This is a genomic window from Pseudomonas sp. P20 (assembly GCF_016463925.1).
In the GTDB taxonomy this organism is placed as follows: Bacteria; Pseudomonadota; Gammaproteobacteria; order Pseudomonadales; family Pseudomonadaceae; genus Pseudomonas; species Pseudomonas aeruginosa.
Window position 1 is genome coordinate 159,770 of sequence record NZ_JAEMVM010000002.1, and the last position, 26,041, is coordinate 185,810.

24 protein-coding genes and 2 riboswitches are annotated in these 26,041 nt (G+C 67.2%); of the genes, 12 read left to right on the forward strand and 12 right to left on the reverse strand.

Annotated features, from left to right (window positions below; genetic code table 11):
• Positions 1–62: 62 nt before the first annotated feature.
• The gene (locus JHD77_RS01735) at positions 63–695 is read left to right on the forward strand and encodes a DUF4823 domain-containing protein (RefSeq protein WP_003091112.1); all 633 of its coding nucleotides are present in this window, start codon (positions 63–65) and stop codon (positions 693–695) included.
• On the forward strand, positions 688–1,257 hold the full coding sequence (locus JHD77_RS01740; protein ID WP_003113996.1) for a DUF1285 domain-containing protein: 570 nt from the start codon (positions 688–690) through the stop codon (positions 1,255–1,257). Before JHD77_RS01735 ends, JHD77_RS01740 begins: the two co-directional genes overlap by 8 nt.
• A 48-nt stretch (positions 1,258–1,305) precedes the next feature.
• Here the strand turns inward: JHD77_RS01740 and JHD77_RS01745 are convergent, their stop codons facing one another.
• A complete protein-coding gene (locus JHD77_RS01745) occupies positions 1,306–2,961 on the reverse strand; it encodes an electron transfer flavoprotein-ubiquinone oxidoreductase (protein WP_003102932.1) in 1,656 nt (551 codons plus the stop codon).
• Between the two features lie 320 nt (positions 2,962–3,281).
• Between JHD77_RS01745 and JHD77_RS01750 the strand changes: the two genes are divergently transcribed.
• The 3 genes from JHD77_RS01750 (at position 3,282) to fabV (ending at position 6,341) form a co-directional block, all read left to right on the forward strand.
• Positions 3,282–4,031, forward strand: coding sequence for an electron transfer flavoprotein subunit beta/FixA family protein (locus tag JHD77_RS01750; protein WP_003091107.1), 750 nt, complete (start codon positions 3,282–3,284; stop codon positions 4,029–4,031).
• On the forward strand, positions 4,031–4,960 hold the full coding sequence (locus JHD77_RS01755) for an electron transfer flavoprotein subunit alpha/FixB family protein (RefSeq protein WP_003091099.1): 930 nt from the start codon (positions 4,031–4,033) through the stop codon (positions 4,958–4,960). The genes JHD77_RS01750 and JHD77_RS01755 overlap by 1 nt, the downstream gene beginning before the upstream one ends.
• Before the next feature lie 184 nt (positions 4,961–5,144).
• A complete protein-coding gene (gene fabV, locus JHD77_RS01760; protein ID WP_003102929.1) occupies positions 5,145–6,341 on the forward strand; it encodes an enoyl-ACP reductase FabV in 1,197 nt (398 codons plus the stop codon).
• Positions 6,342–6,413: 72 nt separating this feature from the next.
• On the opposite strand, the gene JHD77_RS01765 is transcribed toward fabV, so the two are convergent.
• The 5 genes from JHD77_RS01765 to JHD77_RS01785 all read right to left on the reverse strand — a co-directional run bounded on the left by JHD77_RS01765 (position 6,414) and on the right by JHD77_RS01785 (position 9,641).
• Positions 6,414–7,361, reverse strand: coding sequence for an alpha/beta fold hydrolase (locus JHD77_RS01765; RefSeq protein ID WP_003162180.1), 948 nt, complete (start codon positions 7,359–7,361; stop codon positions 6,414–6,416).
• 128 nt (positions 7,362–7,489) lie between these two features.
• On the reverse strand, positions 7,490–8,242 hold the full coding sequence (gene cobM / locus JHD77_RS01770) for a precorrin-4 C(11)-methyltransferase (protein WP_003102926.1): 753 nt from the start codon (positions 8,240–8,242) through the stop codon (positions 7,490–7,492).
• Entirely contained in the window at positions 8,239–8,667 is a 429-nt protein-coding gene (locus tag JHD77_RS01775; RefSeq protein WP_016562082.1) for a cobalamin biosynthesis protein, read from the reverse strand. The genes cobM and JHD77_RS01775 overlap by 4 nt, the downstream gene beginning before the upstream one ends.
• Positions 8,668–8,739: 72 nt before the next feature.
• Positions 8,740–9,441 (reverse strand): CbtA family protein, encoded by a 702-nt coding sequence (locus tag JHD77_RS01780; protein ID WP_003162182.1) that lies wholly within the window; start codon positions 9,439–9,441, stop codon positions 8,740–8,742.
• Positions 9,442–9,458: 17 nt separating this feature from the next.
• Entirely contained in the window at positions 9,459–9,641 is a 183-nt protein-coding gene (locus JHD77_RS01785) for a CbtB domain-containing protein (RefSeq protein ID WP_003091059.1), read from the reverse strand.
• Between the two features lie 102 nt (positions 9,642–9,743).
• Positions 9,744–9,893: riboswitch (cobalamin riboswitch) on the reverse strand.
• Positions 9,894–9,951: 58 nt separating this feature from the next.
• Positions 9,952–10,142, forward strand: a riboswitch (cobalamin riboswitch).
• A 121-nt stretch (positions 10,143–10,263) separates the two neighbouring features.
• Between JHD77_RS01785 and cobW the strand changes: the two genes are divergently transcribed.
• Both cobW and cobN read left to right on the forward strand, forming a co-directional pair.
• Positions 10,264–11,316: a cobalamin biosynthesis protein CobW gene (gene cobW / locus JHD77_RS01790; RefSeq protein WP_023116991.1), complete on the forward strand. Its 1,053-nt coding sequence runs from the start codon at positions 10,264–10,266 to the stop codon at positions 11,314–11,316.
• A 75-nt stretch (positions 11,317–11,391) separates the two neighbouring features.
• Entirely contained in the window at positions 11,392–15,138 is a 3,747-nt protein-coding gene (gene cobN, locus JHD77_RS01795; RefSeq protein WP_023114513.1) for a cobaltochelatase subunit CobN, read from the forward strand.
• A gap of 28 nt (positions 15,139–15,166) precedes the next feature.
• Here cobN and JHD77_RS01800 read toward each other — a convergent pair whose 3' ends face one another.
• Positions 15,167–16,261 (reverse strand): 3-deoxy-7-phosphoheptulonate synthase, encoded by a 1,095-nt coding sequence (locus JHD77_RS01800; protein ID WP_031673106.1) that lies wholly within the window; start codon positions 16,259–16,261, stop codon positions 15,167–15,169.
• A 570-nt stretch (positions 16,262–16,831) separates the two neighbouring features.
• Here JHD77_RS01800 and JHD77_RS01805 point away from each other — a divergent pair.
• From JHD77_RS01805 to JHD77_RS01815, 3 genes are all read left to right on the forward strand, one after another.
• Positions 16,832–17,848, forward strand: a complete 1,017-nt coding sequence (locus JHD77_RS01805; RefSeq protein WP_023517782.1) for an ATP-binding protein — start codon at positions 16,832–16,834, stop codon at positions 17,846–17,848.
• A gap of 20 nt (positions 17,849–17,868) precedes the next feature.
• A complete protein-coding gene (locus JHD77_RS01810) occupies positions 17,869–18,513 on the forward strand; it encodes a vWA domain-containing protein (RefSeq protein ID WP_003119819.1) in 645 nt (214 codons plus the stop codon).
• A gap of 121 nt (positions 18,514–18,634) precedes the next feature.
• Entirely contained in the window at positions 18,635–19,774 is a 1,140-nt protein-coding gene (locus JHD77_RS01815) for a thiolase family protein (RefSeq protein WP_003114002.1), read from the forward strand.
• A gap of 86 nt (positions 19,775–19,860) precedes the next feature.
• On the opposite strand, the gene paaP is transcribed toward JHD77_RS01815, so the two are convergent.
• On the reverse strand, positions 19,861–21,471 hold the full coding sequence (gene paaP, locus JHD77_RS01820; RefSeq protein WP_003101464.1) for an aminopeptidase PaaP: 1,611 nt from the start codon (positions 21,469–21,471) through the stop codon (positions 19,861–19,863).
• Between the two features lie 427 nt (positions 21,472–21,898).
• On the opposite strand from paaP, the gene JHD77_RS01825 reads away from it, so the two are divergent.
• A complete protein-coding gene (locus JHD77_RS01825; RefSeq protein WP_003162544.1) occupies positions 21,899–23,428 on the forward strand; it encodes a nucleobase:cation symporter-2 family protein in 1,530 nt (509 codons plus the stop codon).
• 55 nt (positions 23,429–23,483) lie between these two features.
• Here the strand turns inward: JHD77_RS01825 and JHD77_RS01830 are convergent, their stop codons facing one another.
• From JHD77_RS01830 to JHD77_RS01840, 3 genes are all read right to left on the reverse strand, one after another.
• Positions 23,484–23,732 (reverse strand): hypothetical protein, encoded by a 249-nt coding sequence (locus tag JHD77_RS01830; RefSeq protein ID WP_003091048.1) that lies wholly within the window; start codon positions 23,730–23,732, stop codon positions 23,484–23,486.
• Between the two features lie 155 nt (positions 23,733–23,887).
• Positions 23,888–24,469, reverse strand: a complete 582-nt coding sequence (locus JHD77_RS01835) for a cytochrome b (RefSeq protein ID WP_031756499.1) — start codon at positions 24,467–24,469, stop codon at positions 23,888–23,890.
• Between the two features lie 163 nt (positions 24,470–24,632).
• Positions 24,633–24,905, reverse strand: coding sequence for a hypothetical protein (locus JHD77_RS01840; RefSeq protein ID WP_031756500.1), 273 nt, complete (start codon positions 24,903–24,905; stop codon positions 24,633–24,635).
• 21 nt (positions 24,906–24,926) lie between these two features.
• Between JHD77_RS01840 and JHD77_RS32635 the strand changes: the two genes are divergently transcribed.
• Positions 24,927–25,058, forward strand: a complete 132-nt coding sequence (locus tag JHD77_RS32635; protein ID WP_003091046.1) for a hypothetical protein — start codon at positions 24,927–24,929, stop codon at positions 25,056–25,058.
• Between the two features lie 19 nt (positions 25,059–25,077).
• On the opposite strand, the gene cif is transcribed toward JHD77_RS32635, so the two are convergent.
• Positions 25,078–26,037, reverse strand: a complete 960-nt coding sequence (gene cif / locus JHD77_RS01845) for a CFTR inhibitory factor Cif (protein WP_003091045.1) — start codon at positions 26,035–26,037, stop codon at positions 25,078–25,080.
• Positions 26,038–26,041: the final 4 nt, after the last annotated feature.

Consider the following 26,041-nt stretch of genomic DNA (forward strand, 5'->3'; position numbering starts at 1 on the left):
GCGCGGAAGCTGCATCGGCTCGTCATTCGCCGGTTTTCCGACGCCGGCAGGGGAGATGACCGATGTTGCACCTGTTCCGTATCGCCCTGGCGATGCTCCTCCTGGGCAGCCTGTCCGCCTGCATGAAGCCCAGCGACCTGGCCGACGGCGCCGACTACTACCTGCGCGACGCCGGGGTGCTCGATCACAGCGCCAGCCAGCGCAGCAACAACCGGCGGATCCAGGCCGACTCCTTCATCTACATCGGCCAGGGCCCGTTCGTGCCGCCGGGCTACCGGTACGCGCGGCCGAACGTGGTGGCCGAGCAGGCCTTCGAAGGTTTCGTCGAGTATTTCCCGCTGGTGCGCCGCGCCAAGGCGCCGCTCGGCCTGGACGACGCGATGCGCGAGGCGCGTGCCGCCGGCGCTCACTACCTGCTGTACTGCCGTTTCGCCCGGGGCGACAACAGGATCGGCAACTGGGAGGAGTGGGAAGACGAAGAGGAACTCGGCCGGGTCGGGCGCGATCGCAGTGTCATCCAGGTCATGCTGATCGAGACCAGCACCCGTTTCCTGGTGGACAGCGCGACCATCCGCAGCCGCGGCGGTTTCCTGACGTTCTACGACGCCACCCCGGAAGACCTGCTGCGTCCCCCGCTGGAGCAATACGCCCAGGAATTGCTGGGCCTGAACAGTCGAGGAACAGGCTATGAGTGATACCGGCAAGGCCAACGACCTGCTGGCGCAGATCCCCAGGGGCGAAAAGAAGGGCCTGCCGCCCGTGCACCTGTGGAATCCGCCGTTCTGCGGCGACATCGACATGCGCATCGCCCGCGACGGCACCTGGTTCTACCTGGGCACGCCGATCGGACGCAAGCCGATGGTGAAGCTGTTCTCCAGCATCATTCGCCGCGACGGCGACGACTATTTCCTGGTGACTCCGGTGGAAAAGGTCGGTATCCGCGTCGACGATGCGCCCTTCGTCGCGGTGACCCTGCAGGTGCAGGGCGAGGGCGGGGCGCAGGTACTGCGCTTCGCCACCAACGTCGAGGACGAGGTCGAGGCGGACGCCGGGCATCCGCTGCGCGTCGAGATCGACCCCCGCAGCCAGGAACCCACGCCCTACCTGCGGGTGCGCGACAACCTCGAGGCGCTGGTGCATCGCAACGTGTTCTACCAGCTGGTCGAGCTGGCGGTGCCGCGCCGGATCGACGGCATCGAATGGCTCGGCGTCTGGAGCCACGGCGAGTTCTTTCCCCTCGGCCCGCAGCCGGACTGACAGGCGCAGCATGAAAAAAGGCTCCCGAGGGAGCCTTTTTCGTTTGCCTTACATGTTGGGGTAGTTCGGCCCGCCGGTACCTTCCGGCGCCACCCAGGTGATGTTCTGCGCCGGGTCCTTGATGTCGCAGGTCTTGCAGTGCACGCAGTTCTGCGCGTTGATCTGGAAGCGCTTGCTGCCGTCGTCGTTGGCCACCACTTCGTACACGCCTGCCGGGCAGTAGCGCTGGGCCGGCTCGTCGTAGAGCGGCAGGTTCTTCTCGATCGGAATGCTCGCATCGGCCAGCTTGAGGTGGATCGGCTGGTCTTCCTCGTGGTTGGTATTGGAGAGGAACACCGAGGACAGCTTGTCGAAGCTGAGCTTGCCGTCCGGCTTCGGGTAGTCGATCTTCGGCGCTTCGCTGGCCTTTTTCAGGCAGGCGTAGTCCGGCTTGTCGTCATGCAGGGTGACGGGGATCTTGCCGCCGAAGATGTTCTGGTCGATGAAGTTGAACGCGCCGCCGCCGATAGCGCCGAACTTGTGGATGGCCGCGCCGAAGTTGCGGCTGCGGAACAGTTCGTCGTACAACCAGCTGGCCTTGAACGCATCGACGTAGCTGGACAGCTCGTCGCCGCCTTCGCGGCCGGCGGCCAGGGCCTCGGCGATCGCGTCGGCGGCGAGCATGCCGGACTTCATCGCGGTGTGGCTGCCCTTGATCTTGGCGAAGTTCAGGGTGCCGAGGTCGCAACCGATCAGCGCGCCGCCGGGGAAGACCATCTTCGGCAGCGAATTCAGGCCGCCCTTGCAGATGGCCCGGGCGCCGTAGGCCACGCGCTTGCCGCCTTCCAGGTACTGCTTGACCACCGGGTGGTGCTTGTAGCGCTGGAACTCGTCGAACGGCGACAGGTGCGGGTTGCTGTAGGACAGGTCGATGATCAGGCCGACGAACACCTGGTTGTTCTCCAGGTGGTAGAGGAACGAGCCGCCGGTATTTTCGTCGTTCAGCGGCCAGCCGGCGGTATGGACCACCAGGCCGGGCTTGTGCTTGGACGGGTCGATGTCCCAGATTTCCTTGATGCCGATACCGTAGTGCTGGGCATCGGCCTCGCTGTCCAGGTTGTATTTCTTGATCAGTTGCTTGCCGATGTGCCCGCGGCAGCCTTCGGCGAACAGGGTGTACTTGGCCCGCAGCTCCATGCCGGGGGTGTAGTAGCCTTCTTTCGGGTTGCCTTCGCGGTCGACGCCGAGGTCGCCGGTGACGATGCCGCGGACCACGCCGTTCTCGTCGATCAGCGCTTCCTGGGCGGCGAAGCCCGGATAGATCTCCACGCCCAGTCCTTCGGCCTGCTGGGCCAGCCAGCGGCAGAGGTTGCCCAGGGAGATGATATAGTTGCCCTCGTTGTGCATGGTCTTGGGCACGAAGAAGTTGGGCACCTTGGTAGCGCTCTCGGCGCTCTTCAGGACGTAGATGTCGTCGCCGGTCACCGGGGTATTGAGCGGCGCGCCGAGTTCCTTCCAGTCGGGGAACAGCTCGTTCAGCGCGCGCGGCTCGAACACCGCGCCGGAGAGGATGTGGGCGCCCACTTCGGAACCCTTCTCGACCACGCAGACGCTGATCTCTTGACCGGCTTCGGCGGCCTTCTGCTTCAGTCGGCATGCGGCGGACAGACCGGCGGGGCCGGCGCCGACGATGACGACGTCGAATTCCATGTATTCGCGTTCCACTATCGATCTCCTACTCAAGGCTCACGGTATCTGTTTATTGGTGGCTGAGATCTTTCCCTGATCAGAGCGGGCGCATTATATATAGCTGCATGGGCAGGTCCAATACAAACGTTTGTTTGAATTCTTTGGAAGCCTGATAGAATCGGCATTCGAGGGGGGGAAACCACCCTTTTGCCGTATTGACCGAAAAGGGTGATCCGGTCAAGATACGGGCGGTTTTGCGGTCGCTGTCTAGCAGAGTGTCGGTTTCCGGCCGGCGAGCATCACCGGCCAGGCCTGTCTGGCGACATCCTTATTCACCGGAGAATAACGAGGAATCCATGAAGGTTCTTGTAGCAGTCAAACGAGTGGTCGACTACAACGTCAAGGTCCGCGTCAAGGCGGACAACTCCGGCGTCGACCTCGCCAACGTCAAGATGTCCATGAACCCCTTCTGCGAAATCGCCGTGGAAGAAGCCGTGCGCCTGAAAGAGAAGGGCGTGGCTACCGAGATCGTCGCTGTCTCCGTCGGCCCGACCGCCGCCCAGGAGCAACTGCGCACCGCGCTGGCGCTGGGCGCTGACCGTGCGATCCTGGTGGAGAGCAACGACGAGCTGAACTCCCTGGCCGTGGCCAAGCTGCTCAAGGCCGTGGTCGACAAGGAGCAGCCGCAGCTGGTGATCCTCGGCAAGCAGGCCATCGACAGCGACAACAACCAGACCGGCCAGATGCTCGCCGCGCTGACCGGCTACGCCCAGGGCACCTTCGCCTCCAAGGTCGAGGTCGCTGGCGACAAGGTCAACGTGACCCGCGAGATCGATGGCGGTCTGCAGACCGTCGCGCTGAACCTGCCGGCCATCGTCACCACCGACCTGCGCCTGAACGAGCCGCGCTACGCGTCGCTGCCGAACATCATGAAAGCCAAGAAGAAGCCGCTGGACGTGGTGACCCCGGACGCCCTGGGCGTTTCCACCGCTTCCACCGTGAAGACCCTGAAGGTCGAGGCGCCGGCTGCACGCTCCGCTGGCATCAAGGTCAAGTCCGTGGCTGAACTGGTAGAGAAACTGAAGAACGAGGCGAAGGTAATCTAATGGCTATCCTGGTTATCGCTGAGCACAACAACGCGGCCCTGGCGGCTGCCACCCTGAACACCGTTGCCGCTGCCAAGGCCATTGGCGGCGACATCCACGTGCTGGTCGCCGGACAGAACGTTGCCGCCGTGGCCGAAGCCGCCGCCAAGGTCGAGGGCGTCTCCAAGGTGCTGGTCGCCGACAACGCCGCCTACGCCCACCAACTGCCGGAAAACGTCGCACCGCTGATCGCCGAGCTGGGCAAGAACTACAGCCACGTGCTGGCCCCGGCTACCACCAACGGCAAGAACTTCCTGCCGCGCGTCGCCGCGCTGCTGGACGTCGACCAGATCTCCGAGATCGTCGAAGTGGTCAGCCCCGACACCTTCAAGCGTCCGATCTACGCCGGTAACGCCATCGCTACCGTGCAGTCCTCGGCTGCGGTCAAGGTGATCACCGTGCGTACCACCGGCTTCGACGCCGTCGCCGCCGAAGGCGGTTCGGCTGCCGTCGAGCAGGTTTCCGGCCCGGCCGATGCCGGCAAGTCCGCCTTCGTCGGCGAAGAGCTGGCCAAGTCCGACCGTCCGGAACTGACCGCTGCCAAGATCGTGGTCTCCGGCGGCCGCGGCATGCAGAACGGCGACAACTTCAAGATCCTCTACGCCCTGGCCGACAAGCTGGGTGCCGCAGTCGGCGCTTCCCGCGCCGCGGTCGACGCCGGTTTCGTGCCGAACGACATGCAGGTCGGCCAGACCGGCAAGATCGTCGCCCCGCAGCTGTACATCGCGGTGGGTATCTCCGGTGCCATCCAGCACCTGGCGGGCATGAAGGACTCGAAGGTGATCGTCGCGATCAACAAGGACGAAGAGGCGCCGATCTTCCAGGTCGCCGACTACGGCCTGGTCGCCGACCTGTTCGACGCCGTACCGGAGCTGGAAAAGGCCGTCTGAGCCCGATTCCAAGCCGACAAGACCCGCTCCCCGGAGCGGGTTTTTTTATGTCCGGGCTGCGACGCGTGACCCTTTGGTCACGATTCCTGCCTTCGGTCCGCCCAAGCGGAGGTGTCTCATTTACAATGCGCGACGTCTCTAGCTCCTGAATGTGCTTTTCCGGCATCTAGCAACCGAGGTTTTCATGATCATCAAACCGCGCGTGCGTGGCTTCATCTGCGTCACTACCCATCCGGCAGGCTGCGAGGCCAACGTCAAGCAACAGATCGACTACGTCGAGGCCAAGGGCCCCGTCGTCAACGGACCGAAGAAGGTCCTGGTCATCGGTTCCTCCACCGGCTATGGCCTGGCTGCCCGCATCACCGCCGCGTTCGGTTCCGGCGCCGATACCCTCGGGGTGTTCTTCGAGCGTCCGGGCAGCGAGAGCAAGCCGGGCACCGCCGGCTGGTACAACTCGGCGGCCTTCGAGAAGTTCGCCCACGAGAAAGGCCTGTATGCCCGCAGCATCAATGGCGACGCTTTCTCCGACGAGGTGAAGCGGCTGACCATCGAGACCATCAAGCGCGATCTCGGCAAGGTCGACCTGGTGGTCTACAGCCTGGCCGCGCCGCGCCGTACCCATCCGAAGAGCGGCGAAGTGTTCTCCTCGACCCTCAAGCCGATCGGCAAGTCGGTCAGCTTCCGTGGCCTGGACACCGACAAGGAAGTGATCAAGGACGTGGTCCTGGAGGCGGCCAGCGACCAGGAGGTCGCCGATACCGTTGCGGTGATGGGCGGCGAGGACTGGCAGATGTGGATCGACGCGCTGCTGGAGGCCGACGTGCTGGCCGACGGCGCGAAGACCACCGCGTTCACCTACCTGGGCGAGAAGATCACCCACGACATCTACTGGAACGGTTCCATCGGCGCAGCCAAGAAGGATCTCGACCAGAAGGTCCTCGGTATCCGCGACAAGCTCGCCCCGTTGGGCGGCGACGCGCGCGTCTCGGTGCTCAAGGCGGTGGTGACCCAGGCCAGCTCGGCGATCCCGATGATGCCGCTGTACCTGTCGCTGCTGTTCAAGGTGATGAAGGAGCAGGGTACCCACGAAGGTTGCATCGAGCAGGTCGACGGCCTGTACCGGGAGAGCCTGTACGGCGCCGAGCCGCGCCTCGACGAGGAAGGCCGCCTGCGTGCCGACTACAAGGAACTGCAGCCGGAAGTGCAGTCCCGTGTCGAGGAGCTGTGGGACAAGGTAACCAACGAGAACCTTTACGAATTGACCGACTTCGCTGGCTACAAGAGCGAGTTCCTCAACCTGTTCGGTTTCGAGGTCGCTGGGGTCGACTACGAGCAGGACGTCAACCCGGACGTGCAGATCGCCAACCTGATCCAGGCCTGAGGCCTGGATCCGAGCCGTCCTCGCGACGGCTCCCGCTCCCCCGAACCGGCGCCCAGGCGCCGGTTCGCGTTTTCAGCGACCGGCCACCTGGGCGTTCCGTACGCCGTCGAGGAAGGCCTGGTAGTGCTGCGCGGTTTCCTCCGGGCGTTCGACCATCGGCACGTGTCCGCAGTTTTCCATGATCACCACGCTGGGCCGCTTCAGCAGCGGACGCATCACCTCGATGCTGGAGACGTCCAGCACGCGGTCGCGGTCGCCCCATAGCAGCAGGGTCGGTGCCTCGATCTTCGGCAGTTCCGGCTCCAGCGGGATGTAGCGCTGGCGCAGTTGTTCGAATATCTGCGCGTTGAACGCCGACGCGGCTACCGCGCGCTCGCCGAGGTAGCGCTTGAGCGGCGCCGGCAGCGGCGGTTGCTGGACGAACACGAAGTCGAGCAGCTTCTGGAAGTCTTCCGGCTGGCGCACCACCAGGGGATTCTCGCCGCGCTCCAGGTCCTCGAACAGTTCGCTCTTGCGCGCCGGCATCACCCCGGCGTTGTCGATCAGCGCCAGCGATAGCACCTGTTCCGGATGGCGCGCCGCGTAGAGCGCGGCGATGTGCCCGCCCATGGAGTTGCCGGCCAGGTGCAGGCGGCGCACGCCGATGGCGGCGGCGAAATTGGCGACTCGCTCGGCCTGGGTGCCGACGTCGTAGCTGGCCTGTTGCGGCTTGCTGCTGTCGCCGAAGCCGGGCAGGTCGAGGGCGACCACATGGTAGCGCTCGGTCAGCGGCCGGGCGAAGCGCAGCCAGTTGTCCTTGTCGGCGCCGAAGCCGTGGATCAGCAACAGGGTCGGGTTCTTCTCCGAGCCACCTTCCAGGTAGGCGATCTCCAGGTTGTCGACCTGCACGCTGTGCTCGCTGAGACCGGCGAGACCGCGCTCGACGGTGCGTACGCTGGCGAGGAGGGTAGCCGGGACGAAGTAGAGGATGCCGGCGGCGACCGCCAGCAGCAGAACCAGACCGAGGAGGAATCGTTTCATGGGTGTCCGAAGGCTTCAGGAAAAAAGGGGCCAGCGCTGAACGCTAGCCGTGCCGGCCCGCTGTCGCAAGCCTTGTGACGAGTCTAGGCGTGCTGCCGGTGGTCGGCGCCGAACCTAAGGACGGCGGTTCATTCGCCGGGTCGATAGAGATGTCGATGCTCGGCGCGGTACAGCGAAGAGTCGGCGAAGCCTTCGGCGGCCAGCACCTCGCCGACCAGGATCAGCGCGGTGCGGCGGAAATTCCTGGCGGCGACCTTGGGCAGGATGTCGCCGAGGGTGCCGCGAACCTGTTCCTGGTCGGGCCAACTGGCCCGGTGGATCACCGCGACCGGGCAGTCGGCGCCGTAGTGCGGCAGCAGTTCCTCGACGATCTTCGCCAGGTGGGCGACGCCCAGGTGGATCGCCAGGGTCGCCCGGTGCCGCGCCAGGTCACCCAGGCTCTCGCCTTCCGGCATCTTCGTGCGTGCGGCGTAGCGGGTCAGGATCAGCGTCTGGGACACTTCGGGCAGGGTCAGCTCGCAGCCGAGCAGGGCGGCGCAGGCGGCGGTGGCGGTGACCCCGGGGACGATCTCATAGGGGATGCCGAGTTCGCGCAGGTGGCGGATCTGCTCGCCGATGGCGCCATACAGGGAGGGATCGCCGGAATGCACGCGGGCTACGTCGAGGCCGCGGCGATGGGCTTGCGCGAGTAGCTCGACGATCTGTTCGAGGTCCAGCTCGGCGGTGTTCACCACCTGGCCGGCCTGGTGCCCCTCGAGCAGCGCTTGCGGAACCAGCGAGCCGGCGTAGAGGATCACCGGGCACTGGCGGATCAGGCGCTGCCCCTTGACGGTGATCAGGTCGGGGTCGCCGGGACCGGCGCCGATGAAATAGACGGTCATGGGAGTTCTCGTTCGGTGAGAAGACGTGCCAGGGCGATGCTCGCCCGATCGTCGCTGCGTTTCGCCCCGAGCAGATCGGCGCGACCGCCACCCAGGCGTTCGGCCAGGGCCAGGGCGGCGGCCTCGGCGACGCTGGAGCAGCCGGTTTCGCGCAGCGCGACGGCGGAGGGGCTGAGCAGGCGCGGCTCGTAGTCGTGCAGGACGGCGGGTGCGAGGAAATGCACGGGGCGTTCGAGCAGCGTGGCCAGTTGCCGCAGGCCGGGTTCGTCGCGTTTGCCGTCGATGCTGGTGAGGGCGTCCAGCTCGGCCAGGCTGCGCCCGTATTCGCCCAGCGTTCGCTCCAGCAGCGCGCGCAGATGCTCGGCGCTACAGCCTCGGCGGCAGCCGATGCCGGCGATCAGCAGGCTGGGGATGGGCAGGGGCATGCGCGCACCGGAGGAAATGGAAGGAGAGGCACTATGGACCCGCGACCGGCAAGGGTCGCGGGTGGCAGGCGGTCAGGCGTCGACGCCGCCCCGGTTGCGCCGGAACAGCCAGGCAGCGGCCAGGCCGAGGGCGGCCCAGAACAGCGCATTGCTGACCAGCGAGGCGACCACGAAACGCTGGGCCAGGGCTTCCGGCGCCAGGCTGGCATGGACCTCGGGCTGCGGCGCGCCGAACAGGTGCGGCAGCGCCAGCAGGACGGCGCCGACCAGCTTCAGCGGCCAGTTGCCGCCGAACACCAGCAGGGCCAGGCCCACCGCGGTGGCGGCGGCGGTGGCGATCCACCAGTACTGGCGTTGCACCAGGTCGGCCGCGGCGGTACCCGGCAGCTCCGGCGGCAGGCCCAGCGACGGCGCCAGGCAGAACACCGCGTAGCCGGCCAGGCCCCAGAGCAGGCCCTGCCAGGTCTGGCCCGGCGCGCGCAGGGTGAAGAGGCCGGCGAGCATCAGGGCGAAGCCGACCGCCACCACCAGGTTGCCGCCGGTGGTGGAGAGGGTACGCTGCCAGCCGTCCTCCGGCTCCCAGGCCTCCTCGTCGTGGACATGGGCGGCGACGCCGGGGGTGTGTTCGTGGGGCTGGGCCGCGACCGGCTCGCTCTTCTCGTAGGTCTCCGCCTCGAGGATCAGCGGGGTGACCCAGAGAATCTGCAGCAGGGTCAGCAGCAGGGCGGCGAGCAGGCCGGCGAAGCCGGCGGTCTGGGCGATGCGCTTGATCATTCTGGTTCCCTCGCGACTCAGTGGCAGGGGAAGCCGGAGCTGTGCCGGGTATCGTGGGCGGCGTTGTGTACCGCGTCGATGTGCGAGAAACCGGCGAAATAGACCAGCAGCGCGCCGAGCAGGCCGGCGCCGATGGCCAGGCTCAGTCGCTTCGACAGGGAGGTGGTGGAGCTGGCGTGCGCCAGGGTGCTGCTGGACATGGTGCGTTCCCTCTGGATTGGCATGGGCGTGGCAGAGGAGTACGCACGAGGAACAGGCCCGGACGGCCCGCTTCACGCTTGCGCCCGCCCACCGCGGGTGAATCAAACGAAAGGTTCCAGGCCGGTCTCCGGGCTCGCGCGCGATGCGCTTACCGTTGCGGGGGCAGCGCCGGACTGGCTCGGAGAGCGTCACCGGCTTCCCGTTTCACCTCGTGCGCGCCGGCACGAGACACCTGGGACAACCCGCCTAGGACAGCATGAAGGACCGCCGGGCGTCAACCGGCCCGATTGACCCTGGCCCGCGCACTGCGTAGCCTTGCCGGTTCGAGGTTCCTCGCCGGCGACGGCGGGGCTAAGAGGGAACGCGGTCGATGCCGCGGCTGCCCCCGCAACTGTGAACGGCGATCGTTCCCCAATGCCACTGCGTGACGCGGGAAGGCGGGGAACCGGCGGAGACGCCAGACCGTGAGCCAGGAGACCTGCCTCGTCGATCCCGTGGCGCGATGCCCGGGGACAAGACTTCCATACAACCGGGCGGGGTGATCCGGTGGCGAATCCGTTGCGCGGCCCCTGCGTCCGCGCCACTCGTCCGCATGCCCGCCGAGCTGAACAAGGGCTGCCCATGAAAACCCTGGCGAAACTCCCCGTCACCATCGTCACCGGCTTCCTCGGCGCCGGCAAGACCACCTTGCTCCGGCACATGCTGGACAACGCCGAAGGCCGGCGCATCGCGGTGATCGTCAACGAGTTCGGCGAACTCGGCATCGACGGCGAGATCCTCAAGCAATGTTCCATCGGCTGCAGCGAAGAAGAGGCGCAGGGCCGCGTTTTCGAGCTGGCCAACGGTTGCCTGTGCTGCACCGTGCAGGAAGAGTTCTTCCCGGTGATGCGCGAGCTGGTGGCGCGCCGCGGCGACCTTGACCAGATCCTCATCGAGACCAGCGGCCTGGCCCTGCCCAAGCCGCTGGTGCAGGCTTTCCAGTGGCCGGAAATCCGCAACGCCTGCACGGTCGACGCGGTGATCACCGTGGTCGACAGCCCGGCGGTGGCGGCCGGCACCTTCGCCGCCCATCCCGAGCAGGTGGACCAGCAACGCCGCCAGGACCCCAACCTCGACCATGAATCGCCGCTGCACGAACTGTTCGAGGACCAGTTGGCCAGCGCCGACCTGGTGATCCTGAACAAGGCCGACCAGCTCGACACCGAGGCCCTGGCGCGGGTCCGCGCGGAGATCGCCGGGGAGCTGCCGGCGGCGGTGAAGATCGTCGAGGCGAGCCGGGGCGAGCTGCCGCTCCCGGTCTTGCTGGGACTCAACGCCGAGGCCGAGCTGCACATCGACGGCCGGCCGACCCACCACGACCACGAAGGCCACGAGGACCACGACCACGACGAGTTCGACTCCTTCCACGTCGATCTCCCCGAGGTGGAGGAAGCTGCGCTGCTCGAGGCCCTCGGCGAGCTGGTGGAGCGTCACGACATACTTCGCATCAAGGGTTTCGCCGCCATTCCGGGCAAGCCCATGCGCCTGTTGGTACAGGGCGTCGGCAAGCGCTTCGACAGGCATTTCGACCGCAAGTGGCTGGCCGACGAAGCCCGCAGCACCCGGCTGGTGGTGATCGGCCAGGAGCTGGACCAGGCCGCCATTGCCAACCAGCTGCGCACAGCGCTTGCCTGATCCGTGATCCCCGGCCGGGGCCGGCGATGGCGATTCGCCGGCCCCAGCTTCTTGCGTCCTACCGGTAGAACGTCCATGCACCTGTTGCGCACCCAACCCGGCGGCTTCGTTCCCGACGACGGCATCGCCCACCTGGCCCAGACTCCCGCCGAGCTGGTGATCCTCTGCAGCGGCGATTCGCACCTCGCATTGCTGGCCGAGGCCGCCCGTGCGCTGCCGGACGACTACCCGAGCCTGCGCCTGGCCAACCCCATGCAGTTGCAGAACCACGCCTCGGTGGACCTCTACGTCGAGGAAGTGCTGCGGCACGCGCGGGTGATCCTGCTTTCGCTGCACGGCGGCATCGGCTACTGGCGCTACGGCGTGGAGCAACTGGTGGCGCTGGCCGAGCGCGGCGCGCTGCTGATCCCGGTGCCCGGCGACGACCGCCCCGACCCGGAGCTGAGCGCCCTCGGCAACCTGCCGGCGGAGCAGGCCGAGCGCTTCTGGCAATACTTGCGCCAGGGCGGCCTGGAGAACGCCGGGCAGTTCTACCGCTGCCTGGCCAGCCAGTGCCTCGGCCGCGACTACGCCTGGCGCGAACCGCAGGCGCTGCCGCGGGTGGCGCTGTTCCATCCACGGCATGCCGAGGCGACCCTGGAACACTGGCGTGCCGACTGGCAGGCCGGGCGTCCGGTGGTCGCGTTGCTGTTCTATCGCACCCACCTGCAGGCAGCCAACACCGCCTTCATCGCACGCTTCTGCGAACGCCTCGCGGCGCAGGGGCTCAACCCGTTGCCGATCGCGCTGGCCAGCCTCAAGGAAAGCGCCTGCCTGGCGCAGGTGGAAGACTGGCTGGAGCGCAGCGACGCCGCGCTGATCGTCAATACCACCGGTTTCGCCCAGTCCAATCCGGAGGCGCCCGAGTTGCGTCCGTTCCGTCGCGACGTGCCGGTGTTGCAGGCGATCTGCTCGCTGGACAACCGCCCGCTCTGGCTGGACAACCCGCAAGGCCTGGGGCCGCGCGACCTGGCCATGCACGTGGCGCTGCCGGAGCTGGACGGGCGCATCGTCACCCGGCCGATCAGTTTCAAGGGCCTGGCCTGGCGCAGCGAACGCAGCGAGAGCGACGTGGTCTGCTATCTCGCCGACGACGAGCGCATGGATTTCGTCGCCGAACTGGCGCGGCGCTGGGCCGAGCTGGCGCGCAAGCCAAACGCGGAAAAACGGGTGGCGCTGGTGCTGGCCAACTACCCGACCCGCGATGGCCGGATCGGCAACGGCGTCGGCCTGGACACCCCGGCGGCGGCGCTGAACATCCTTCGTGCCCTGCGCCAGCAGGGCTATCCGGTCGACGGACTGCCCGCCAGCGGAACCGAGCTGATCCGCCAGTTGCTCGGCGGCGTCAGCAACGACCTGGAGCATCTCGACCTACGGCCCTGCGCCCAGAGCCTGGCGCTGGACGACTACCTGGCCTGCTTCGCACGCCTGCCGGAGCGCAATCGCCAGGCGGTGCTGGCGCGCTGGGGCGAGCCGCAACAGGACCCGATGTTCCGCGACGGACGGATGATGGTCGCCGGCCTGCGCTATGGCCTGACCTTCGTCGGCATCCAGCCGGCGCGCGGCTATCAGCTCGATCCGGCGGCGGTCTACCACGATCCCGACCTGGTGCCGCCGCACGGCTACCTGGCGTTCTACTTCTGGCTGCGCCACGCCTACCGCGCCGATGCCCTGCTGCACGTCGGCAAGCACGGTAACCTGGAATGGCTGCCGGGCAAGGGAGTCGGCCTGTCCGCCGAATGCTGGCCGGACGCGTTGCTCGGTCCGCTGCCGAACATCTATCCGTTCATCGTCAACGATCCGGGGGAGGGCGCCCAGGCCAAGCGCCGCACCCAGGCGGTGATCATCGACCACCTGATGCCGCCGCTGACCCGCGCCGAGAGCTACGGCCCGCTGCGCGACCTGGAGCGCCTGGCCGACGAGTTCTACGATGCCTCGCTGCTCGACCCGCGCCGCGCCGAACAGTTGCGCGGCGAGATTCTCGTCCTCCTGCGCGACAACCGTCTCGACCGCGAGATCGGCTTGCAGCTCAGCGACGATCCGGACAGCTGGCTGCCGCAGCTGGACGCCTATCTCTGCGACCTGAAGGAGTCGCAGATCCGCGACGGCCTGCATGTGTTCGGCGAGTCGCCGAGCGGGCGATTGCGCCTGGATACCCTGCTGGCGCTGCTGCGGGTTCCGCGCGGCGATGGCAAGGGCGCCAACGCCGGGTTGCTGAAGAGCCTGGCGGACGACCTTGGCCTGGGCTTCGATCCGCTGGCCTGCGACATGGGCGAGGCCTGGCAGGGCGCGCGGCCGGCCTGCCTGGAAGAGCGGGGCGGGGAGCCCTGGCGTACTCTCGGGGATACCCGCGAACGCCTGGAATTGCTGGCGTTGCACTGGATAGAAAGCTGCCTGGGCGGCGAATCGCCGCCTGCCACCTGGCGTGCCAGCGGCGAGGTGTTGCGCGGCTTGTGCGAACAGGTGGCACCGACCCTGGACGCCTGTGGCGGGGCCGAGATCGACGGGCTGCTGGCAGCCCTCGAAGGGCGCTTCGTACCGGCCGGTCCGAGCGGCGCGCCGAGTCGCGGGCGACTCGACGTGCTGCCCACCGGACGCAACTTCTTCTCGGTGGACGTGCGCAACCTGCCGACCCCGACCGCCTGGCGCATCGGCTTCCAGTCGGCCAACCTGCTGCTCGAGCGTCACCTGCAGGAACATGGCGATCACCTGCGCCAGCTCGGTCTCTCGGTGTGGGGCACGGCGACCATGCGCACCGGCGGCGACGACATCGCCCAGGCCCTGGCCCTGCTCGGCGTGCGACCGGTCTGGCAGGCCGGCAGCCAGCGCGTCGCCGATTTCGAGATACTCCCGGTCTCCCTGCTGGACCGCCCGCGGGTCGACGTGACGCTGCGGGTCTCCGGGTTCTTCCGCGACGCCTTCGCCAACCTGATCCGCCTGTTCGATGCGGCGGTGCAGGCGGTCGCCGAGCTGGACGAGGCGGAGGAGCTGAACCCGCTGGCCGCTCGCGTACGCCTGGAGCGCCAGCGCCTCGAGGCGCAGGGCACGGCGCCGGCGGAGGCGCGCCGGCAGGCCGGCTGGCGGATCTTCGGCGCCAAGCCGGGTGCCTACGGCGCCGGCGTGCAGGGCGCAATCGAAGAGCGGCTGTGGGAGACCCGCGCCGACCTTGCCGAGGTCTACCTGAACTGGGGCGGCTACGCCTACGGTGCCGCCGACGACGGCACGCCGGCGCGGGAACGCTTCGCCCAGCGCCTGGAACGCCTGCAGGCGGTGCTGCACAACCAGGACAACCGCGAGCACGACCTGCTCGATTCCAACGACTACTACCAGTTCCAGGGCGGCATGCTGGCGGCGGTGGAAACCCTGCGCGGCGCGCCGGTGGCCAGTTACCACGGCGACCACAGCCAGCCGGACAACCCGCGCATCCGCACGCTCAAGGAAGAGCTCAACCGGGTGGTGCGGGCGCGGGCGGTGAATCCGAAGTGGATCGCCGGGATGAAGCGCCACGGCTACAAGGGCGCCTTCGAACTGGCGGCGACGGTGGACTACCTGTGCGCCTTCGATGCCACCAGCGAGTTGATCGACGACCACCAGTACGCGCTGCTGGCCGACGCCTACCTGCTCGATGCGGAGACCCGCGAGTTCGTCCGCCAGCACAATCCGCAGGCCCTGCGCGACATGGCCGAGCGCCTGGTGGAGGCGCAGCGGCGCGGGCTCTGGCAGGAGCCGGGGGCCTATCGCGAGGCCCTGGAGAACCTGCTGCTGGACGTCGAAGAGGAATAGCGGAGCGGCATGGCCGCTCGCGCCGCTTTCAGCGCCGCTCGGCGAGCCGCCGGGCGGCGTCGCGGAGAATCCGCTCGGTGCCTTCCCAGCCGAGGCAGCCGTCGGTGATCGAGACGCCGTAGCGCAGTTCGCCGCCGAGCGCCTGGCAACCGTCGAACAGGTGGCTTTCCAGCATTACCCCGACCAGGTCGCTGGCACCGGCCAGGCGCTGGTCCAGCACGCTGGCGAGGACGCCGGGCTGGTTCAGCGGGTTCTTGCTGCTGTTGGCGTGACTGCAATCGACCATCATCCGCGTGGCGATGCCCTGGCTTTCCAGGGCCTGGCGCACGGCCTGCACCTGCTCGGGGCCGTAGTTCGAACCGTGGCGGCCGCCGCGCAGCACCACATGGGTGTCCGGATTGCCGCGGGTCTCGATCAGCGCCGGGTGACCGTGCGGGTCGAGGCCGAAATGGCGGTGGCCGTGGGCCGCCGAACGGATCGCGTCGCAGGCGATGCCGACGCCGCCGTCGGTGCCGTTCTTGAAGCCCACCGGCAGGCCGAGGCCGCTGACCAGCTCGCGGTGGATCTGCGATTCGCTGGTGCGCGCGCCGATCGCCGCCCAGCTCAGCAGGTCGTCGAAGTAGCCGGCGGCCAGCGGTTGCAGGAGTTCGGTGGCCAGCGGCAGGCCGAGGCGCAGCATGTCCAGCATCAGTTGCCGGGACAGCGCCAGGCCGGCGGCCATGTCGTCGCTGCCATCCAGGTGCGGGTCGTAGGCGAGGCCCTTCCAGCCCACCGTGGTGCGTGGCTTTTCCACGTAGGCGCGCATCACCAGGAGCAACTGGCCGTCGAGTTCGTCGCTCAGCGCCGCGAGGCGTTCGGCGTATTCGAGGGCGGAGCGGGGATCGTGGATCGAACAGGGTCCGACTACCACCAGCAGGCGCGGGTCGTCGCCGTCGAGGATGGCGCGGATGGCGTCGCGGCTGGCGGCGACCTGGCTGGCCAGCTCCAGCGGCAACGGCTGGCGGGCCTTGAGTTCGAGCGGGCTGGGCAGGCGTTCCAGGGCGGTACGGGCGGTGGCGCTGGGCAGGGCGACGGCCTGGACGTTCGGCGAAAGGGTGGTCAGTGCGGATACGGATGAGTTCATGGTCTGGCTTCCTGGGCTGGCGGCGGGCGTCCCGCGCGCGTCGTGCCCTATCGAGGTGTTCGGCAATGTCGTGGGTTGGCGAGCGGCTGGCGGCCGTCGCTAAATCGCCAGGTGTTGAGCGGGTAGCCAGTGCGGTAGCGGTATGCGGTCATGATCGATGTCCTGTGCGTTGGTCTGTGGTTGTGGCCTTGTGGGCCGGAAAAACGGGCCGGAAAAACAAAACCCCCGGTCGGGGAGCCGACCGGGGGTTTGCGTGTGCAGGGTAGGCGTCCCGTATACCGTGGGCGCCGTTGGGGTATCAGGCGCCGGAGTGGCTAAACCAATACCCGAAGAAATACGCGGCACGGGGTGCCTGCGGCGCACGCGCGCGCAACGACAAGCCAGGGCGCGAGGCACTGGAATGCAGGTGCGGATGGCGGGTGTGCGGCATGGGTTTCTCCCGTGAACGAGTCCCGAGCTTACTGCAAGCGAGGCGGCCGGTTCAACGACTGTTTCACGGTTCGATACCGGCGCCGCCGGCCTGATAGACTTGGCGGTCCGTATTTCCGTCCGTCCGCCGCAGGAATCCCCATGAGCGCTACCGTGCATTACCCCCTGTCCGCCGTGGTCGCCGCCGACGAACTGAAGCTGGCGCTGTGCCTGGCCGCGGTCGATCCGGCGATCGGCGGGGTACTGATCGAGGGGCCGCGCGGAATGGCCAAGTCGACCCTGGCGCGGGGCGTCGCCGAACTGCTGCCGGCGGGCGAGTTCGTTACCCTGCCGCTGGGCGCCAGCGAGGAGCGCATCGTCGGCAGCCTCGACCTGGACGCCGCCCTCGGCGAAGGTCGCGCGCGGTTTTCCCCGGGCGTGCTGGCCAAGGCCGACGGCGGCGTGCTCTACGTCGACGAAGTTAACCTGCTGCCGGACCACCTGGTGGATTTGTTGCTCGACGTCGCCGCCAGCGGCGTCAACCTGGTCGAGCGCGATGGCATTTCCCACCGGCATCCGGCGCGTTTCGTGCTGATCGGCACGATGAACCCGGAAGAGGGCGAACTGCGCCCGCAACTGCTCGACCGTTTCGGCCTCAACGTGCGTCTCGACACCCAGCCGCCGCCGGCCGAGCGGGCAGAGATCATCCGTCGCCGGCTGGCCTTCGATGCCGACCCGCAGGCCTTCGCCGAACGCTGGGAAGGCCAGCAGGACACCCTGCGCCGCCGTTGCGCCGAGGCGCGCCGGCGGCTGGCGCGGATTCCCCTGGACGATGCGGCGCTGGACAGCATCGCTCGACGCTGCTTCGAGGCGGCTGTCGATGGCCTGCGCGCCGACCTGGTCTGGCTGCGCGCGGCGCGCGCCCATGCGGCCTGGCGCGGCGGCGAGCGGATCGAGGCGGAGGACATCGATGCGGTGGAACATTTCGCCCTGCTGCATCGCCGTCGCCAGTCGAACCCGCCACCATCGGCGGCCAATCCACCGCCACCGCCCGCGGCGGCCCCTGTCGCGCTCCCGGAGCGCACCGGCGACGGCGAAGGGCAGTGGGGCGAATTGCCGGCTCGGCCGGTGGCCATGGGGACCGCCCGCGAGCTGCCGCGCTGGCCAAAAAAGCCCTGAGCATCCGCCCGCGCTCGGTCATGGGTGCGGATGCCAGGAGCAGACCCGGAGCCCTGCGCGGCGGTCTTGGCGGCGCCCTGAGCCAGGGTGCGGAGGGCGCCATCCAATGGTTGCCGACCCTGCTGCGTGGACGTCCCCGACAGCGCCGCGACCTGCTTCGCCAGCCGCGCAGCCGGCGCCCGGGCGAACTCTGGCTGGTGATCGTCGATGCCTCCGCCAGCACCCGCCGGTACGGCGCCCTGGCCCAGGCCAAGGGAGTGTTGGCGACGCTGTTCGAGGAGGCTTATCGGCAGCGCATCCGCCTGGCCGTGCTGCATGCCACCGGGCAGCAGGCGCAATGGCTCTGGCAGGGGCAGAAGGCCTCGCGGGAGTTGCAGGACTGGCTACGCCAGCTGGGCGCCGGCGGCGGTACGCCGCTGCTCGACGCCCTGCACCAGGCCGCTGGCTGGCTGGCGCGCCGACAGCGGCAGAAACCCGCCGAGCATCAGCGTCTGCTGGTGCTTACCGACGGCCGTCTGCGCGACTGGCCGGCGCTGCCGGAGGCTGCCTGCCCGAGCCTGCTGGTCGACCTCGAAAGCGGCCCGTTGCGCCTGGGCAAGGCCGAGCGCCTGGCCCGGGAACTGGGGGCCGAGTATCGGCATATCAGTGAATTGAACGAAGTCTGAGGGCGTTTCGGCGAGTCCTGCGGCTTTTTCGGTCAAATTGTATTTCGACTGTAATTCAATAAATATTATGCGCGTAATATCTTCCTGCGATCCAGCCAATCCATCTCACGGAGATATCCTCATGTCGCCGATTTCAGTCGTTATCGCCGGTTACGCCCGTTCGCCGTTCCACTTCGCCAGGAAAGGCGCGCTGGTCGATATCCGCCCGGATGACTTGGCCGCCGCGGTGCTCAAGGGGCTGGTGGAGAAACTCGATCTCGACCCTGCGCTGCTGGAGGACGTGGTCATGGGCTGCGCCTATCCGGAGGCGGAACAGGGCATGAACATCGCGCGCATCGCCAGTTTCCGTGCCGGCTTCCCGCAGAGCCTCGGCGGTGCGACCCTCAACCGTTTCTGCGGTTCGTCCATGAGCGCCGTCCACTACGCCGCCGGGCAAGTCCTGCTGGGCGCCGGAGAAGCCTTCATCGCCGCCGGGGTAGAGTCGATGACGCGGGTGCCGATGGGCGGCTTCAACCTGTCGCCCAATCCCGCGTTGCTGCAGGACTATCCGGCGGTATACATGAGCATGGGGCAGACCGCCGAGAATGTCGCCGAGCGCTACGCCGTCAGCCGCGTCGAGCAGGAAGAGATGGCCGTACGCTCCCACGCCAAGGCAGTCGCCGCGCGCGAGGCCGGCTTGCTGCGCGAGGAGATCGTCGCCATCGACACCCCCGCCGGCCGGGTCGCCGAGGATGGCTGCATCCGCCCGGGTACCAACCTGGAGAGCCTGGCCCAGTTGAAGCCGGCGTTCGGCGGCAGCGTCACCGCCGCCACCTCGTCGCCGCTCACCGATGGCAGCGCCGCGCTGCTGGTCTGTAGCGAGGACTTCGCGCGCCGCCACGGGCTGGTGATCCTGGCGCGGATCAAGGCGGTGGCGGTGGCCGGTTGTGCGCCGGAGATCATGGGCATGGGGCCGGTGCAGGCGACGCGCAAGGTTCTGCAACGGGCCGGGCTGGGCATCGCCGACATCGACCTGGTGGAGATCAACGAGGCCTTCGCCAGCCAATCCATCGCCTGCATCCGTGAACTGGGGCTGGACATGGACAGGATCAACCTGGATGGCGGCGCCCTGGCCATCGGTCATCCGCTGGGCGCCACCGGCGCGCGGATCACCGGCAAGGCCGCTGCGTTGCTGCGGCGCACCGGCGGGCGCTATGCCATCGCCACCCAGTGCATCGCCGGCGGCCAGGGCGTGGCGACCCTGCTGGAAGCGGTGGAGTGATCGCGCGCCGATGAAAAAAGGCCCGGTGGATGAGCCGGGCCTGGATGGGGAACCTGCGCCGGCGGCCCGGCGCAGGGTAGTCGCGGTTACTTGATGAAGTCGTGACCCCAGCGTTCGATCTGGCTGGCGCTCTTCTGCATCTGCAGCGACCGCGATTGTGCTTTCTGGCCGGCGGCGGCGATCTCGTCGTCGACCACCTTGGTCGACAGCGACAGCCAACTGGTCACGAAGGCCATGGCGTCGCTGTGGATCTCCAGGGCGTCCTGGTTGATGTTGGCGATGCCGTCGCACTTGCTGTGGTAGCACTCGTCGTAGGCCTTGCCGGCGGTGCCGCCGTACTTCTGCGCCTGCTCTTCGGTCTTCAGGCCCTCGGCGCCGGTGAACAGGCCGCCGAAGGCGATGCCGCTGTTGAAGAACTCGGCGTAGTCGGAGCGGAAGTCGATCTCGGTGCCTTCCGATTGCTGGCCGCGCAGGCGGAAGTAGGCTTCGAACAGGCGCTCGATGGCGGCCGAGCCGGGCGGACCCTGGAGGCCGAAGTCGGAACCGTCGCCGTCATAGATGAAGTTGCCGAAGTTCGGCGAGCCGATCATGTCGAAGTTCAGGTAGGCCTTGATCTTCTTCTTCTCTTCCGGGGCGAGGTTCTGCACGTAGTGGGTCGAGCCCACCAGGCCGGCTTCCTCGGCGCCCCACCAGGCGAAGCGCACCTTGTTGACCGGCAGCGCCTTGGCCAGCAGCACGGCCATCTCCAGTTGGGCGGCGCTGCCCGAACCGTTGTCGTTGATACCGGGGCCTTCGAACACCGAGTCGAGGTGCGCGCCGACCATCACCACGTTGTTCGGGTTGCCGCGACGGGTCTCGGCGACCACGTTGTAAGTCTCGGTCTTCTTGCGTACCACGTCGACCACCAGGTGCAACTGCAGGTCCGGGGTCTGCGACCAGGCCACGCCGTTGTCGTAGGTGGCGAAGATCACCGGGATGCCGCCCTCGTAGGACTCGCCCACGGTGACGTTCTCCAGGCCCTTGCGGTCGTCGGTGTTGCCCTGGTTGAAGATGATCACCCCGGCGGCGCCGGCGGCCGCGGCGTTCTCGGCCTTCTGCTCGAAGTTGCAGGTGCCGCGCTGGATCAGCGCGATCGAGCCGGCCGGGAAGTTGGCGAAGTCTTCCGCCTCGCAACCGCTGGTGGAGGTGTTGCCGGCGCCGAGGGACAGGTCCACCGGGACCACCTTGGCGGTGACGTCGCCTGCCTCGGTCTGCGACAGGTAGGTGAAATCCTTCTCCCATTCGTAGGTGACCGGCTGCGGCACGGTGGCGCTCAGGCTACCCGGGCCTTTCGGGTAGTAGGCGGTGAACGGGAAGGGCTGCACGCTGACCTTGTAGCCGGCTTTCTGCAGGGTCTGCTTCACGTAGTCGACGGAGGCCTGGTAGCCCGGCGTGGCGGCGGCGCGGTTGCCGTCGTTGAGACTGGCGATGTCCTCCAGCTTCTGCAGGCGCTTGACCACGTTGCTGGCTTGCAGGCAGCGCGGCAGGCCAAGCGGGGTGCTGACCAGCAACGGCGATTTGCAGATCGACGGGTTGGGTTTGCCGGGCGTCCAGAACTCGGTGAACTGTTGCGCTTCCGAAGGTGCCGCCAGGGATGCGGCGGAAACCGAGAGGGCGAGGGCGCCGAGTGCGTATCTGAGATTGTTCTTGTTGCTCATGAGACTCCGTTCCTTGTGAGGCGATGATCGATAAGCCGTTGATGGCATGGCGCTATTGCCCGAAATGCCGCCTCGGGCACGGCCTGACTGCCAGACTAGGAGCGCTTTCCGGGCTGTCCTGGCGTAATTCCTGAAATGTGAATTTCATCAACTTTTTGTGGAAGAATTGCTGATAGCTCGCTGGCGGGATGGAGGGCGGCTTTCTATCGTTAATGCCCTTCGGCGCGGGCCCATGGCCGTTGGTCGGGGCTGGGAGGATGGTGCAGCAGGAAGGAAACCGTCTGGCGCGCGGATAAGCGCGCGAGCGGAGTGGCTGGCACCAGCGCTGTCACAGATTTGTCGGAAATTTTGTATACATTTGTCTGGATATTTTCGGATCGAATTGTCTACAGTGTGCGCACAACAATAAAAGCGAGAACAGCGCACCATGAAAACGACGTCCTCCGGAACCCCACCCGTTCCACGGCCTGAAGACGAGAACCTCGGTGTCGGCGCCAACATGGCCTACGGCCTGCAACATGTGCTGACCATGTATGGCGGTATCGTCGCGGTCCCCCTGATCCTCGGCCAGGCCGCCGGCCTCGCGCCCGGCGACATCGGCCTGCTGATTGCCGCTTCGCTGTTCGCCGGCGGCCTGGCGACCCTGTTGCAAACCCTCGGCGTGCCGTTCTTCGGCTGTCAGTTGCCGTTGGTCCAGGGGGTGTCCTTCGCTGGCGTGGCGACCATGGTGGCGATCATCGGCAGCGGTGGCAGCGGCGGCATTCCCGCAGTGCTCGGCGCGGTGATGGCGGCCTCGCTGATCGGGTTGCTGATCACGCCGATCTTCTCGCGCATCACCAAATTCTTCCCGCCGCTGGTGACCGGCATCGTCATCACCACCATCGGCCTGACCCTGATGCCGGTCGCCGCGCGCTGGGCGATGGGCGGCAACAGCCACGCGCCGGACTTCGGCAGCATGGCCAACATCGGCCTGGCGGCGATCACCCTGGTCATCGTGCTGCTGCTGAGCAAGCTCGGCAGCGCCTCGATCTCGCGCCTGTCGATCCTCCTGGCGATGGTCATCGGCACCGTCATCGCGGTGTTCCTCGGCATGGCCGACTTCTCCAAGGTCACCGAAGGCCCGCTGGTGGCGTTTCCCACGCCGTTCCACTTCGGCATGCCGACCTTCCAGGTCGCCGCGATCATCTCGATGTGCATCGTGATCATGGTGACCCTGGTGGAAACCTCGGCGGACATCCTCGCGGTAGGCGAGATCATCGACACCAAGGTCGACTCGCGGCGCCTGGGCAACGGCCTGCGCGCGGACATGTTCTCCAGCATGCTGGCGCCGATCTTCGGCTCCTTCACCCAGAGCGCCTTCGCCCAGAACGTCGGCCTGGTGGCGGTGACCGGGATCAAGAGCCGCTACGTGGTCGCCACCGGTGGGTTGTTCCTGGTGATCCTCGGCCTGCTGCCGGTGATGGGCCGGGTGATCGCCGCGGTGCCCACCGCCGTGCTCGGCGGCGCCGGCATCGTGTTGTTCGGCACGGTCGCCGCCAGCGGCATCCGCACCCTGTCGAAGGTGGACTACCGCAACAACATGAACCTGATCATCGTCGCCACTTCGATCGGCTTCGGTATGATCCCGATCGCCGCGCCGACCTTCTACGATCACTTCCCCAGTTGGTTCGCCACCATCTTCCATTCCGGCATCAGTTCCTCGGCGATCATGGCGATCCTGCTCAACCTGGCGTTCAACCACTTCACCGCCGGCAACTCCGACCAGCAGTCGGTGTTCGTCGCCGCCAGCGAGCGGACCCTGCGCTACCAGGACATCGCCGCCCTGCACGAAGGCGACTATTTCCTCGACGGCAAGCTGTACGACGCCCAGGGCAACGAAGTGCCGCTGGCCGGCGACGACAGCCATGGCGCGCCGCCGCGACGGCGCAGCGAAACCGCTGAAGCCGGCAGCGCCTGAGCCGCGCCGCGATGAACGACGGCCCTCCTTGCGAGGGCCGTTTTCGTTGTGCGCTTCAGAACAGCGCCTTGCCGCGGTCCAGGCGCTGGTCCACCAGCCATTTGCCGTGGGCGATGGAGGCGCGCTGGGCGTTTTCCAGGTCGGCGAGGAAGGCGAAGCGCACGGGCAGGGCGATGCGCTTGCTGGTGTGGCCTTCGGGATCGGTGATGTGGCAGCCACCGGCCCAGGGCGTGGGAATGCCCGGATGCTCGACGACGTCGGCGGTGATGGTGTAGCTGCGGTGCTGGCAGTGCAGGCTGGCCATGGCATGCTCCTCTCTGTCGGAGGCCGACCCGGCTACCTGCGCGACGCCTGTGGTTGCCACGGAGGAGCCTCGGGGCGGCGAGGTTTTCCCTGCGTGTCCCTACCTCTATAGCAGATCGTCGCCGGTCCGCCGCGAGAGCCGACGAAGGGCCGCGCTCAGCGGCGCTGGCGACGGCCGAGCATGCGCTCCAGGGTGCCGTCGCGGCGGACCCACTGGTGGTAGCCGGCGGCGAGCGCATGGAGCAGCACCACCGAGGTGCTCAGCCACAGGCCGACCACGCGGTGAACGGCGTCGAAGGGCTTCTCGAACGCCTCCCAGTTCAGGTTCCAGGTTTGCGAAATCCAGGCGAACAGCGCGGTGTCCTTGAGGCTGGGTACCACGAACAGGCCGAAGTCGGTGGGCAGGCGGGTGCCGACGTAGCCGGTGAGCGGCATCACCAGCATCAAGGCATACAGCGACAGGTGCGCGTAGTGCGCCAGGCGGTGCTCCAGCGGCGTCCCGGGGACCGCTGGCAGGCGCGGCCCGCGCAGCCGCGAGACGATCCGAGGGATCAGCAGCAGGCCGACCAGCAGGCCCAGCACCCAGTGCAGGTTGAGTACCGGCAGGCGCTGCGGGTGGTCGTGGCCGAGCACCCAGATGACGAAATAGGCCAGCACGATCGCGCCGATGAAACAGAACGCCATGCTCCAGTGCAGCAGGCGGGTGGACAGGCTGTAGACGGTCGCTGGATGCGTCACGGGAATGCCTCGCAGAGAGTGAAGGCGTGCAATCTATGAAACGTCCGGAGAGCGATCAAACGTATTTATGGATAATCGATAACGGAAAACTTAATCGAAACTTTCAAATGTGACGTTATTGCACCGAAACAGTGCTGCGAGTCGCTTTTTTCCGAAACGGAAGCTACTTGGCGGAATAATTCCGGGTCGGGATCATTGTAAGTTGGTTTTTCCTTCGCCCCGGCACTCGCGCCACGCCGGCAGAGCCTGGGGCGGGGCGCGGCTGACCCCCAAGCATTATCGGGAAATATTTTCCGTTGTCTTTCCGCTGACGTTTTGCCGACAGCAAGCTGACACAGATGTAATTGAACTCGATCGCTTCGTTTCTATAGTCTTCGAACACTTCGCCGTGCACTTTCAAGGACGGCAAGTGCATATCCTGCGTCTTTTCCGCCATGACGATTCTCGAGGTGAGAGCATGAGTAGTGAGCACGATGGCAAGGACCAGGACGACCTGTTCTCCCCGTTGCCTTACCTGCTGGTTTCCGGCGCTGTCGTGCTCATGACCCTGCTGCTGCGCTGCCTGTTCTGCCCGGGCGAGCAGTTCTGATCGCCCGGACCGGGACGACTCAGCGACCGCGGCTGAGGAAGTCGATCACCAGGCGATTCATCGGCGCGGCGCACTCTTCCGGCAGCCAGTGGCCGCAGCCGGGCAGGACATGGCCTTCGACGTCGTCCGCATAGGCTTTCATCTGCTCCAGCTGGAACGTGCCCATGCCGCCGTGGCCGCCGCCGGCGAGGGTCATGGTTGGCATCTGCAGGCGGGTCTTCGCCAGTTCGGCGTTCTGCCGCACGCTCTCGTTCAACGCGCGGTAGTACTCGAACGAGGCGTTCAGGCTGTGCGGCTTGGCGTACGACCTGGCGTACAGATCCAGCAGGCGCTCGCTGAACACCTCGGTGTTGCTGGCATGGGACTTGATGAAGTGCTCGAGGAAGAAGCGTTCCTTGCCGGCGATCAGGGTTTCCGCCAGGCGGTCGTCGGCGGCGAAGAAACTGAAGTGCCAGACCAGCGACTCGCCCTGGGCGGTGAAGGCCGGGAAGCGGTAGATCCGCGCGTCCGGGATCGGCGCTTCCATGTACACCAGGCGGGCGATGTCGGCCTGGTTCTTCACCACCATCGGGTAGGTGTTCCAGATACCGATGTCGTGGGCCACCAGGTCGAACGGGCGATCCGGGCTGAATTGCCGGGCCAGCTTGTGCAGGTAGACGGCGACCTGTTCGCCGCTATAGCCGGTCTTCGGCGGCTCGGACTGGCCGAGGCCGGGCAGGTCCGGCGCGATCACGGTGAAGCGCTTGGCCAGTTCCGGCATCAGTTGGTGCCATTCGTACCAGGTCTGGCCGAAACCGTGTACCAGCATCACCAGCGGCCCCTGGCCGCCTTTCACGTAGTGCAGCTTCACGCCGTCGACTTCCCGGTAGGCGCTTTCGAAGCCATTCGGGACGGGGAATTCCTCGGCGGCGAAGCCGCCCAGGGAGAAGGTCAGGGCGATGCCGGCCAGGAGGCCGCGGCAGAGTCTATCGAGGATCATGGTT